At 37.5% G+C, this 13,254-nt stretch carries 11 protein-coding genes; all 11 read right to left on the bottom strand.

Annotation, left to right across the window (positions count from 1 at the left end):
- On the bottom strand, positions 1–924 hold the full coding sequence (gene dnaI, locus K4422_RS08790; RefSeq protein WP_230710639.1) for a primosomal protein DnaI: 924 nt from the start codon (positions 922–924) through the stop codon (positions 1–3).
- Positions 924–2,294, bottom strand: a complete 1,371-nt coding sequence (locus K4422_RS08785) for a DnaD domain protein (RefSeq protein WP_230710637.1) — start codon at positions 2,292–2,294, stop codon at positions 924–926. The genes dnaI and K4422_RS08785 overlap by 1 nt, the downstream gene beginning before the upstream one ends.
- Positions 2,295–2,313: 19 nt before the next feature.
- On the bottom strand, positions 2,314–2,790 hold the full coding sequence (gene nrdR, locus K4422_RS08780) for a transcriptional regulator NrdR (RefSeq protein ID WP_206903677.1): 477 nt from the start codon (positions 2,788–2,790) through the stop codon (positions 2,314–2,316).
- Positions 2,791–3,107: 317 nt separating this feature from the next.
- On the bottom strand, positions 3,108–3,710 hold the full coding sequence (coaE, locus tag K4422_RS08775; protein WP_230710629.1) for a dephospho-CoA kinase: 603 nt from the start codon (positions 3,708–3,710) through the stop codon (positions 3,108–3,110).
- Between the two features lie 5 nt (positions 3,711–3,715).
- Positions 3,716–4,555: a DNA-formamidopyrimidine glycosylase gene (gene mutM / locus K4422_RS08770; RefSeq protein WP_230710627.1), complete on the bottom strand. Its 840-nt coding sequence runs from the start codon at positions 4,553–4,555 to the stop codon at positions 3,716–3,718.
- Positions 4,556–4,567: 12 nt separating this feature from the next.
- Complete coding sequence (gene polA / locus K4422_RS08765) at positions 4,568–7,210, bottom strand: DNA polymerase I (RefSeq protein WP_230710625.1); 2,643 nt, start codon at positions 7,208–7,210, stop codon at positions 4,568–4,570.
- A gap of 280 nt (positions 7,211–7,490) precedes the next feature.
- Entirely contained in the window at positions 7,491–8,180 is a 690-nt protein-coding gene (locus K4422_RS08760) for a Bax inhibitor-1/YccA family protein (protein WP_206903681.1), read from the bottom strand.
- A complete protein-coding gene (locus tag K4422_RS08755; RefSeq protein WP_396140019.1) occupies positions 8,173–8,658 on the bottom strand; it encodes a MaoC family dehydratase in 486 nt (161 codons plus the stop codon). The genes K4422_RS08760 and K4422_RS08755 overlap by 8 nt, the downstream gene beginning before the upstream one ends.
- Positions 8,659–8,836: 178 nt before the next feature.
- Positions 8,837–10,171, bottom strand: a complete 1,335-nt coding sequence (gene murC / locus K4422_RS08750) for a UDP-N-acetylmuramate--L-alanine ligase (RefSeq protein WP_230710623.1) — start codon at positions 10,169–10,171, stop codon at positions 8,837–8,839.
- Positions 10,172–10,402: 231 nt separating this feature from the next.
- Complete coding sequence (locus K4422_RS08745) at positions 10,403–10,864, bottom strand: SprT family protein (RefSeq protein WP_206903684.1); 462 nt, start codon at positions 10,862–10,864, stop codon at positions 10,403–10,405.
- A 1-nt stretch (position 10,865) separates the two neighbouring features.
- On the bottom strand, positions 10,866–13,034 hold the full coding sequence (locus K4422_RS08740; protein WP_230710622.1) for a Tex family protein: 2,169 nt from the start codon (positions 13,032–13,034) through the stop codon (positions 10,866–10,868).
- Positions 13,035–13,254: the final 220 nt, after the last annotated feature.

Below are 13,254 nucleotides of genomic sequence, written 5' to 3'. Positions count from 1 at the left end.
TTATTCATTACGGCGATTAGGTCCTGACATGATAATCTCTTTTGCTAAATAACGAATACGTTCCATAATCCGTTTGGCTTTTAATGGTTCATCTGCGGTCTTGGTTAGGCGCAAATGATTCTCCAAACCATCCATTGTGAAATTAGAAGTGAAGAAAGTCGGCAATTGTTCTTGCATGCGATATTGCAAGATAACACCGAAAATTTCGTCTCTCGTCCAAGCTGTTAACGCATCTGCCCCGACATCGTCCAAAATTAAAATTTTAGGCTTTTTCACATTTTCCAGTTTTTCTGCGACCGTATTATCGGCTACAGAACTTTTCATCATCGAAGTAAAGGTTGGCATATGCACCATCATTGAAGTATAGCCGCGTTTTGCCAACTCATTTGCCATCGCACCTAATAAATATGTCTTGCCCACACCAAAATCGCCAGCTAAATACAGTCCCTTATGGAAAGCCTGCGCATTTTCTGTATAGTTTTTAACAAACTTCATCGTTTCAAACAGAGCTTCCTCGCGGGCATCTGTTTTGTCGAAATTTTTCATATTCGCATTACGAATATCTTTTGGGATATCAATCGTACTGACCCGATTTTTAATCTCCTCTTGTTTACGGCGCTCCAATAAGTCTTCAGTGGGGACATAGGCGACGTCAATATAATGAAAGTTCAAAACCAAGCGCGGCTCATAACCTGGGGCCATCATGGTGGGATCATTTAATGTGAATTTGCGTTTTTCTTGGACAAACTCATACAATTTTGGATAGCTTTTTTTCACATCTGCTTGTGTTAACTTATCTTTATTTTCAGCCAAAAACTTTTTAACAGTTGTATCGGCCAAAACTTCTTGCATCATTTCATCATACTTTTGCTGAAAATTCCGCCGTTCAAATAGTTCGTTGACACCTTTGCCGACATCTTCCATTATTTTTCACCTTCTTCATCATTGAAATATTCCCGCATCATCTTGTCAATTTCAGCTTTACGACTTGGATCACTCGTCGACTGATTTTTTGACCAATCGGGGACGTCTTCTTTTTTGACAATATTTTGTATTCTCCCACCATTTTTTTGCCGTTGTTCTTTGGCAACTTGTTTTTCTTTTACCGTCGTTTGCACATACTTAATGGCCGCTTCTGGTGTATTAATTTTATTTTGCGACCAATCATTAGCAATTTGATTGGTTAAAGCTTGCGGCAATTGGGCTTTATTTTGTGTGACTAACAAGTAATTCAATAAAATATTAATAACTGACGTTGGCAATGGTGACTTTTGTACCAAATCGGTTAAAAGCCACTCTTCATTTTTAGTCACATAGCCACCTTTAGCAGCTTTTAATTTCACCAAGTATTCCATCGGTGCTAAGGCCTCGCTGTCTAAAATCCGATACCAATCAGCTTCAGTAAAGCCTTGAGCCAATAGCGTATTTTTGCGGCGAAGTTGTGTGTCGCTGTTGTAATTTAAGACAACTGCTTTTTTTTCCGGTAAAAGATCTTGACTTTGTTTATAAACGACGTTTTTTAATTTTCGTACATCAATTGTGCCATCGGTTAAAGATACAGCTTCAGCCATTAAATTTGTCAATTGCAGTTCATCGTAACCAAACATCTCATGATATAGCGTAAGACTATCTTTTAAGGTGTCGGTTATTTGGGTTGGATTAATAAATTTTTTGGTAGCTAAATCTCGTAATAAAGTCCAGTTCAATTGATTTTCAGCTAGCGGTAACTGCGCCACATCCTGCGGTGCCTTTTTTACGGCCGCTTCAATAACTGGTTGATTGGCTTGGTATTCATTTTGAGAAAAACTATATACCGAACCAAACTTTGTCGTTACATCTTGATAACCAGCCGTATTGACACTTTCCGGCTTAAAGCGTCGATTTAATTGTCGAAACTTATTTTGTCCTACTTTTACTACAAGTAAAAAAGACATTAATTCATCTGCCAAAAAGTCTTGAGGAGCTAACGGCTCCATTAAGACATATAAAAAACGAACTTCGGGTTGTTCCCTGTAGTAAGTTTTTAACAATCCGATACCTTCTAGGCGTTTTTTGGCTGCCTTGAGTGCTGATAATCCCATATCTAAGGCATTGAGCAAATCCAAATGGGTATAATTTTCTTGTGTATCTTCAAAATCTTGTAATAAGCAAAAATATAAAGCTAGCGCATCGGCCCCAATAATCGGCTGATACAAATTAACTAAAGACTTCTCTGCGTCACGAGTTAAGGGCAAACTTTTTTTTACTTCATAAATTGCTTTTGGTTGTAAGTTGGCTTCATAGGCATATTCCAAAAAAATGCAGCCTCCAATTTTATTCTGTTGTGTCCTTGCCATTTGCTTTGGCGACAATATCTTGTAATTCTTTTAAGAAAACCGACATATCTTTGAACTGACGATAAACACTGGCAAAGCGAATATAGGCGATTTCATCCACATCCACTAAATCCTCCATCACATATTCACCAATTAAAGTCGTCGATACTTCATTTTCACCTAAAGAGCGGACACGATTTTCCACATGATCCACGATTTGCTCCATTTGCTCCATTGCAACAGGCCGTTTTTCTGCCGAACGGATTAACCCACGTAAAATTTTTTCACGGTTGAATTCTTCTCGTTCACCATTTTTCTTAATAACCAATAAAGGTGCTGCTTCTATTTTTTCAAAGGTCGTAAAACGAAAGCCGCAGTTTTCACATTCTCTTCTTCTTCGAATCGTACGCCCATCATCGGTTTGACGACTATCAACAACTCGGGAACTATTATGGTGACATTTGGGACAACGCATCTTCTCACCTCATTTAATTTCTAGGAATTTTGCTTATATTATAACAGAAAAAAATTGTGTTGTATTGTCTTGTACCTAAGAAAAGACTGTGTTTGTCTGCTTTTGAATGAATAATTTAAAAAACTATCACATTTCAGTGCCAAATTAACGCCTGACAATTTATTAAAAAACGTTGGTGCATAGAATGTGTGATAAAAAAAGCTTTATGGGCTCATCTTTGTAAACTGATCTATTTTTTGTGGCAATCTTACTTTTGCTAGCAAAAAAGCTTCAGGATTATTTATCCCAAAGCTTTCAGACTTATTCATTATAAAAACTCATGATTCATTTTTGAAATGAACAGCTAACCAATTTAATACTTGCTGAACTGTTTTTGCTTTACTGCCGGTATTATCAAAAACGGTATCGGCTAATTTCTTTTTTTCGATTAGCGGCATTTGGCTTTTTATCTTAACTTCTGCTGTTTTTTCATCAATCAAATCGCGGGCCATCAATCTTTTTTTTTGCTCTAAAAAGTCCACATAAACTACGGCAACTTCATCCATGTAATGATCGTAATGACCTTCATACATCAAAGGGATATCTGCCACGACTAATGGACTTATCTTTTTACCAGCTACAATCTCAGCTTTAATTTGCTGCCGCAAATAAGGATTCATTAATTTATCAAGTTGTTGTCGTTTCTTGTCATCTTGAAAGATGAGCGCCCCTAATTTTTTGCGATTTAGTTTTCCGTCAGCTTGTATCATCTCTAAACCAAAAGTAGCTGCGATTTCTGCCAGTGCAGGTTGCCCAGGGGCAACAATCTTTCTCGCTACGACATCCCCGTCGACCACGGGAAAGCCCTTTTCTTTAAAGATATTCACAACTGTACTTTTGCCACTGGCAATGCCACCAGTAATGCCTAAAACAAAACTCATCTTCATCACCTCAAGATTAGTTTTTGACAGTGGGGACATAGATGCGTTCCTCTTTGCGCCACTTTAATTTTTTCAATCGGAGTTTGGCACCGTGGACACGGCTGGCCCGTTTTACCATAAACGTTTAAAGACAATTGGAAGCTTCCCGCTTTTCCTAATGCGTTTAAATATGTGCGTACAGTCGTTCCACCAGCTGCCACTGCTCTGTTTAAAACATCAATAATACAAAGGCGCAGACGTTTAATCTGGGCATCATTTAAGCTATCACAAGGCTGCATGGGATGAATTTTTGCTAACCACAGCACCTCATCAACATAAATATTGCCTAAGCCTGTCACCATTTTTTGATCCAATAAAGCCGGTTTAATCTCCCGTTTAGTTTTTTTCAAATCTGATTTAAACTGGGCTAGCTTAAACGTTTCCGGGGTTGGTTCAGGACCTAACTGCGCAATCCCTTTAAAATTTTGGGCCTCACCTTTTAAAACAAGTGCCATTCGACCAAATTTACGCACATCCCGATATTGCAATTGACTACCATCGGTAAAGTGAAAAATAACATGGGTATGTTTTGTCACGACTGCTTTTGTGTCTGATGAAAAGAACTCGTATTTCCCCTCCATTCGCAAGTGGGAGATCAACTCATAATCGGAAAGTTCAAAAATTAAATATTTCCCTCTACGCCCAATCGTTTCAATTTTTTGTCCGACTAATTCGCTTTTAAAAATCTCAACTTCTGGCGCTGCGATAATTTTGGGCCAAAAAACAGTTACAGTTGCAATTTCTTTATTTAAAACAAGTTGTAACAACCCTTTTCTGACTGTTTCAACTTCTGGTAATTCTGGCATTTTTCCACCTTCTTATTTGGCATCATACCACGTCTTGCCCCAACTACTATCTGTGACAAGGGGTACGTGTAATGCCACGGCATTTTCCATGACATCTTTGACTAGTTTATCCAATTTTTCTAGTTCATTTTCTGGCACTTCAAAAACCAACTCATCATGGACTTGCAGTAACATAACAGCTGATAAACTTTCTTCTTGCAACCGTTTTGCCAGGTCAATCATGGCGATTTTCAAAATATCAGCGGCACTTCCTTGAATAGGAGTGTTAATTGCGGTACGTTCTGCAAAAGAGCGCACATTAAAATTCCGAGCATTAATATCTGGAAGATAGCGGCGACGATGATACAGGGTTTCAACATACCCTTTATCTTTTGCATCCCGAACGATACTTTCCATATATTTTTTAACCCCAGGATACTTTTCAAAATAAGTATCAATGTATTGTTGTGCTGCTTTTCTGGAAATTCCTAGATTTTGTGATAAACCATAATCAGATATACCATAAACAATTCCAAAATTCACCGCTTTTGCTTGACGACGCATATTTGGCGTCACATCTTCAGCCTTTTCAATCCCAAAAACCCGCATTGCTGTGCTGGCGTGAATATCTTGACCTTCTAAGAAGGCTTCTTTTAAATGCTCATCATCTGAGATATGTGCCAATACCCGTAGTTCAATTTGCGAATAGTCAGAGGAATAAATCACCCAGTCTTTAGCTCGGGGAATAAAGGCTTGTCGAATTTTACGTCCTTCTTCTAAGCGAATAGGAATATTTTGTAAATTAGGATCAACCGAACTTAAGCGGCCCGTTTGAGTCAAGGTTTGAACATAACGCGTATGGATTTTTTGGTCCGGTTGAATGACCTTTAATAAGCCTTCAACATAGGTCGACTGAATTTTAGCAATCTGACGATACGTTAAAATATCCGCAACAATCGGCGCTTGGTCTTGTAATTGCTCTAAAACATCGACAGCTGTTGAATAGCCTGTTTTGGTCTTTTTGATTACCGGAAGCCCCATTTTTTCAAAAAGAATAACACCTAATTGTTTTGGCGAATTTAAGTTAAACTCTTCTTTAGCTTCTGCGTAAATTTTTTCTTCAATTTCATGAAGGCGTGTGGCAAACTCGCCTTTCATATCCAAAAGGCGTTTGCTATCGACTGTGATACCAGCGATTTCCATTTCAGCTAAAATTTGTGATAAAGGCAACTCCATCTGATAAAATAAATCACTTTGATTTTTTTCTTTTAAATCTTCATCTAGTTTTTCACTTAAAAACAAAATTGCTTTTACTTTGCGGGCCAAGTGGGCATAAAAATCTTCCATATTTTCAGGCAGCCCTTTTTTAGCCCCCTTGCCATAAACAGCTTCATCTGTTTGAATATCAGTAAAGCCATAATGTTCGGCTACACCTGCGATATCGTTGTTACTATCGTTTGTATCTAACAAATACGCAGCCAGTAAAACATCAAACGTAATACCTTGTGGCCGTTTGGCATAACGGTTTAAAGCAACATAGGTACGTTTGGCATCATAGGTCTTTTTATTGTTTTTTTCCTCAAGCCAATTTAGAAAATCGTGATTTTCAAACACAGCTAAATTATCAGTCACATAAATTTTCTGCTCATTTCCCCAAGCAACCCCCACAATATCAGCCAAATGATAATTATCAGATAACATCTCGGGATAGAGCGCCATGTCTGCTTGAAACATTTCAGCGGTAAATTCATCCACCACCTCAAACATAATTTCTGCCAAATCAGCTGGGTCTTCTACGATATTTAACTTACTTAAAAATTGTTTGAAGTCCATTTCTTTATAAAATGGCACCAATTTATCCAAATCTTTGCCTGCATATGCTAATTCTTCAATTTTAATCGTCACTGGCGCTGCGGTATCAATTGTAGCTAATTTTTTTGATAAAAAGGCTTGTTCTTGGTCATGAATCAGATTTTCTTTCATTTTACTTTTTTTTATTTTATCGATATTTTCATAAATTCCTTCAACTGAGCCATACTCCTTTAATAGCTTGATGGCGGTTTTCTCCCCCACTTTGGTTACACCGGGGATATTATCTGAGGTATCGCCAGCTAAACCTTTCATATCAATAATTTGCTTAGGGGTTAAACCATCATATTTTTCAGCAATATGCGCAGGTGTGTAGGCTTCAATTTCACTGACCCCTTTTACTGTAATATCAACTGTCACATCATCACTGGCTAATTGTGTTAAATCGCGATCACCAGATAACACCACGACTTCAAATTCATTTTTGTCCACTTGTGTCGCCAAAGTGCCGATAATATCATCAGCTTCATAATTTTCTAACTCGTAATACTTGACCCCTAAAGCTGTAATTAATTCACGAATATAAGGAAGTTGTTCACGAAATTCACCTGGAGTTTTTGCTCGTCCGGCTTTGTAGTCTTGATACATTTCAGTTCGAAATGTCGTTTTACCTGCATCAAAGGCCACCAAAACATGCGTTGGTTTTTCTTTGGTCATTACATTATCAAACATTGTATTAAAAGCGTAAATCGCATTAGTATGCAAGCCATTCTTATTTTTAAAACGCTCCAGCGAATTATGCAACGCAAAAAAAGCTCGGTAAGCCACGCTATTGCCATCCACTAATAAAAGTTTTTTCTTCGTCATGGAAATTCTCCTTATCTCGTTGGTTTTCTAGCAACATTTTATTGCAATCCCACAAAAGTTCCTCTTTATTCTAACAAAGTTCCAGTAAACTAGCGATGATTATTGACTAGTAATTTAAAAATCAAAGCACCTAAAAAGTGATAATTTTGAAATAGGAAAGTCTGAGGAAATCTCCTTAATCTTTGAACACTAAAAGCAAACTTTCTCGTAAGACTTAAAATTTCTTTTAAAAAAAAGAACTTGCAGCAAAATGCCGCAAATTCTTTTTTCGTTTATAAAACTAGTCGCGACCAAAAATGCGTAAGAAGGCTAGCAGTAAGTTAATAAAGTCTAAGTAAAGTTGTAAGGCTACAAAAACTGCAATACCAGTATTTTCTGTTCCACGACTTTGTTTGTAATAAGCTTTAATCATTTGGTGATCATAAGCTGTCAAACCGGCAAAGACAAACACGGTCACAATTGAAAGCAAATACTCCATTGGACCACTGTGTAAAATAAAACCATTTAACAACATCGTCACAATAATCCCAATTAAAGCTATAAAACCAATTCTACCTACCATAGATAAATCTTTTTTCGTAAAGACACCAAAGAGTGCTGTCGCTGCAAAGGTTGCTGTCGCTGCACCAAAAGCAACGTAAATAGTATTAATATCGTAATGTAGTAGCGTTGCAGTCAACGTTAACCCATTTAATAAGGAATAGATCAGAAATCCGGCAATGGTCATAGCAGGATTTTTCTTGGCTTTAGCTGCTAAAACAAAGACTAAAATCAATTGGACAATCCATAGCCCTAAAAATCCTAACGGAAAGCCATTAACAAAACGGATGGTTTGTGGTAGAAATGTTGTCGCGCAAAAATAAGAAACAACACCACTAATCCCTAGTCCAACCGCAAAAAAAGCATAAACTTTAGCATAAAAACGATTTAATGTATCTTTTTCCACAACGGGTGTTTGATAGTTATTCATGAATATCCCCTACGCTTTCTGTTTCAATTATTGGAGGTTGCACCATCACGACAGCGTCTAAAACACGGTCTTCTTCTGCATTGGTTGCTTCCACAGAAATCGTCACCACATCTTTCATTTTATCCACTTTAATCACTTCAAAAGCAAAAGTTAGTGTTTCATAATGATAGACTGGTTCGATAAAATTCACCGAAAAATTCACCACATGCGATCCTGGTCCAGGCAAGTGCTTTGAAATGGCACTGGTAATAATCCCCATTAACATGACAGACGGAACAATTGGACGTTGATATGCGGTTTGTTGGGCATAATCATGTTGAATATATAAAGGATTGGCATCATTAGTCAGTCCTAGATATAACAACAGCTGATTATCTTCAATCGACTCTGTTAAGGATAACGAATCGCCTTCCTCAATTTCTTCGATGGTCTTACCTATTTTTTTTACACGATTGATCTGCAAACTTGATTCCTCCATGTTTTAATATCGTTTGAATAGATTTTATCATTATTGTATCAGAACCCTTTAAAAGTGCAAGTTTTGAAATTTTCTAGCAGGAAAGCTTAGTAAAATTTTTGTGTTTTTAAAAGTAAAAATTACAAAAAAACTGGCACAACTAAGTACCAGTTTTAACATTTTTAAATGGGTAATTTTTTTATGAACGGTTACGAGTAGTATTGCTTAGTAATTTTTCGTAAGCAGCTTCAAATTTTTGAACATCGCCAGCGCCCATGAAAATCATAACTGCATTTTCAAAATCAAGTAATGGTGACACATTGTCTTCTTTGATGACTTGCCCACCTTTTTTAATTTTAGCGCCTAAATCTTCAATTTTCACATCACCTTTGGCTTCTCTTGCTGAACCAAAAATATCACACAAGAATACTTTATCGGCTAAATCTAGTGCTTCAGCAAAATCATCCATCAAAGCAATCGTCCGGGTAAAAGTATGAGGTTGGAAGACTGCAATAATTTCTTTATCTGGATATTTTTGTCTCGCAGCATCAATTGTCGCTTTAATTTCAGCTGGATGATGAGCATAATCATCGACGATTGTCATATCTGCAACTTTTTTCTCGCTAAAACGACGCTTAACTCCTGCAAAAGTCCGCATTTCTTCCGCGACTTCTGCCATGTCGATGCCCTCTAAATAAGCAATCCCAATCACACCTAATGCGTTTAAAATGTTATGTTTACCAAAAGCAGGTAGGGTGAAATGACCAATTTCTTTGTCTTTAACAAAAACATCAAATTCAGAACCTTTAGTTGTCCGTTTGATATTTTTTGCTTGAATATCATCATTATCATTTAAACCATAATAATAAATTGGTGCCTCTGATTCCAATTTACGCAAATAAACATCATCACCATAGGCAAAGATACCTTTTTTTACTTGATGAGCCATCGATTGAAAAGCAGTAAAGACATCTTCAATGCTCTTATAATAATCAGGATGATCAAAATCGATATTGGTCATAATCGCATAATCCGGTGCATAGGCTAAAAAGTGACGACGATACTCACAAGCTTCAAAAGCAAAGAAGTCCGCATCTGGTACACCATGTCCAGTACCGTCACCAATCAAATAACTCGTTGGTGAAACACCGCTAAAAACATGCGCCAATAAACCAGTCGTACTTGTTTTACCATGAGAACCAGTAACCGCAATGCTCGTGTAGTCATTAATAAAGCGTCCAATAAAATCGTGATAACGAATTACTTCGCAACCTAATTCTTTCGCGCGAACAATTTCTTCATGAGTATCCGGAAACGCGTTACCTGCAATAACAATCATGTCTGCTTTAATATTATCGGCACTAAAAGGTAAAATCGTAATTCCAGCTTTTTCTAAATCCCGTTGTGTAAAGAAATATTTGTCCACATCGGATCCTTGTACGCGGTAGCCTTTTTCATGTAACACCAATGCTAGTGAACTCATGCCAGAACCTTTAATTCCGACAAAATGATAAAGCTTATCTTTGTCATTCATCTTAATTTAGCCTCTTTTCTTCCATATCAATCATGTAAAAACTCTTTTTTGTTTTTATTTTCCTTTTTAATCCAATTCGTCTTTTTCTCAAATTAAAACACAGCTTTAATCTACCAAAAAACGAGCTAATAATTTGCACGAGGTTCATTATCTAACAAAAACGTTAAAAATTCAATGAGTTTTATCCGAAAAGCTCCTATTAGTTACTTTTAGTAAGTATTTCACCAAGATTTAGCTAACAATTTTTAAAAATTGCAGTTTTTCACCACATTTGCCACAGACATAACGCGCGGTATTAATTTTTCTTTGGCGGGTAATAATTTGACCACAACCAAGACATCGGTACATAACTTGGCGTTTAACCTTGTTTTTTACTTGTGGTAGTCTGGGGGCATAACGACTACCCCCGACTTTAGCTAATAGGACTTTAAAATCTCGGTCTTGATGGCGGTAACCTTTTTTTAATAGGTGCAAGTGATAATGGCACAATTCATGCTTAATGATCCCAGCTTGTTCTGCTTGAGAAATCCCCGCAAACAAGGTGGGATTAAAATCTAAGTGATGATCTGTTAAATGATAACGCCCACCAGTAGTTTTCAGTCGCTTATTAAAAATCGCCCGATGCTTGAAAGGACGCTTAAAAAATTGCAGCGAAATTTCTTCTACTAATTGTTGCAGTTGTACTTCTGTCATTTTACTCTCCAGTAGGGTCTAACATGGTTAAACTAATGCGCCCTTTTTGTTCATCAACTTGTTCCACCCAAACCGTGACAACATCTCCAACAGCCACCACATCTTTTGGCTGTTTTACAAAGCGACGACTTAGTTTTGAAATATGAACTAAACCATCTTGTTTTACCCCAATATCAACAAAAGCACCAAAATCAATTACATTGCGGACAGTTCCTTTTAATTCCATCCCAGGTTTTAAATCACTCATGGTTAAAACATCTTTTCTTAAAAGCGGAGCTGGCATTTCATCCCGCATGTCTCGACCAGGCTGTAAAAGCGCCTTTAAAATATCCTCCACAGTTGCCGTTCCAGAATCTAAATCAGCAGCAACTTGTTCTGGATTTAGGCTTTCTAAACGAACTTTAGCTTCTTTTGTCCCAAGTTGGTCTAACTTAAGGTCAGCCCGTGTCAAGATTTCTTTGGCCACGCCATAACTTTCTGGGTGAATACCAGTATTGTCGAAAATATCGCTACCACCTGGAATTCGTAAAAAGCCGATTGCTTGTTCGTAAGCTTTTGGCCCTAAACGCGGCACTTTTTTCAATTGATTGCGTTTAGTGAAGGCCCCATTTTCTTCCCGATAATTAAATATGTTTTGTGCTGTCGTTTTGTTCAGCCCAGCAATATGTTGTAAAAGTTGTGGACTGGCAGTATTAACATCTACCCCTACTTGGTTTGTAACAGTTTCAACGACAAAATCCAACTGTTCAGCCAAGCGCTTTTGGGAAACATCGTGTTGATATTGTCCAACGCCCACCGCTTTAGGATCAATTTTTACTAATTCAGCTAAAGGATCTTGTAAGCGCCGACCAATACTAATCGCACTTCTTTCTTCTACTTGTAAATTAGGAAACTCACCTCTGGCAATGTCACTGGCTGAATACACAGAAGCTCCTGCTTCATTGACAATTACATAATAAACTTCTTCATTTAAGCTACGAATTTGCTCAGCAACAAATTGCTCAGACTCACGACTAGCCGTTCCATTTCCAATGGCAATCATTTGTACACCGTATTTTTTGATTAAATGTTGGAATGCTGGACCAGCCGCTTCTCTTTTACTTTGCGGCGCTGGTTTGTGGGGATAGATAACAGTTATCGCCAAGACTTTTCCTGTGGCATCTAAAACAGCTAATTTACACCCAGTCCGATAAGCAGGATCAAAGCCTAACACCACTTTTCCCTTTAATGGTGGCTGTAATAATAAATTGCGTAAATTTTCACCAAAAACCGCGATAGCTTGTTCATCGGCCATTTCTGTTAATTCATTGCGAATCTCCCGCTCAATTGCCGGTGCAATAAAGCGTTTGTAGGCATCTTCATAGGCCGCAGTAACGTAACTCACCGCTTCACCTTGACCTTTTATAATTTGGCGCTTTAAATAATTTAAAATTTCATCTTCTGGGGCTAAAATACTAACTTTCAAAATATCTTCTTTTTCGCCCCGATTTGTGGCTAAAATCCGGTGAGAAACCATCTTTTTAACTGGCTCTTCAAAGGCATAATACATTTCATATACGCCTTTTTCATCTTTTTCTGTTTTCTTTCCTGCGCTGGTATAAATTCCTTTATCAAATGTTTTCTGTCTAATCCAAGTTCTAAACTTAGCTGAATCAGAAAAAAATTCGGCTAATATTTCATGGGCACCAGCTAAAGCTGTTGTGACATCGGGAACTTCTGTGGTTATAAATTCTGTCGCTTTGGTCGCCACAGCTTCATCGGCAAAACGTAACAACCATTTTGCCAACGGTTCTAACCCTTGTTCTTTTGCAATCGTCGCTTTGGTACGACGTTTTTGTTTATAAGGGCGATACAAGTCCTCTACTTGTTGCATTTTGCTGGCAGCTTTTATACTGGCAGCAAGTTCTGGCGTTAGTTTTTCTTGTTCTTCAATTAAACGTAGCACTTCGCTTTTGCGTTTTTCCAGATTTTCTAAATATTGGTAACGTTCTTCGATTTCACGAATTTGAACCTCATCTAAATTACCAGTGGCTTCTTTTCTGTAACGGGCAATAAATGGAACAGTATTCCCGTCTAATAACAAGTCCAAAACTTGTTGCATTTGTTTTTTGGAATAATTTGTAAGCTCTGCTTGCAATAACATTAATAAATCTTGATTTGCGGCTGTCATGTCATCTCACCTTTCTTTTGACCCCATTTATTTTAACATAGAAAATACTATTCAATTCGAAAAAAAAGTTGAAGCAGAAGTGGTGTGCTTTGAACTGCAGACAGGTGCTCTTTTACATCAGCTATCGCCTATCTCACAGCAATAAGCCAGAAATTATCCAAATGACTCAACAATACACTGCTTGTAGTGTTGCTGTTTAGGTCTACTTTTGGTGTTCCCC

This window comes from Enterococcus sp. SMC-9 (genome assembly GCF_021011285.1).
Classification (GTDB): domain Bacteria; phylum Bacillota; class Bacilli; order Lactobacillales; family Enterococcaceae; genus Enterococcus_C; species Enterococcus_C montenegrensis.
Note: the sequence above shows the minus strand (reverse complement) of the source record. Positions and strands in the feature narration are given on the sequence as shown.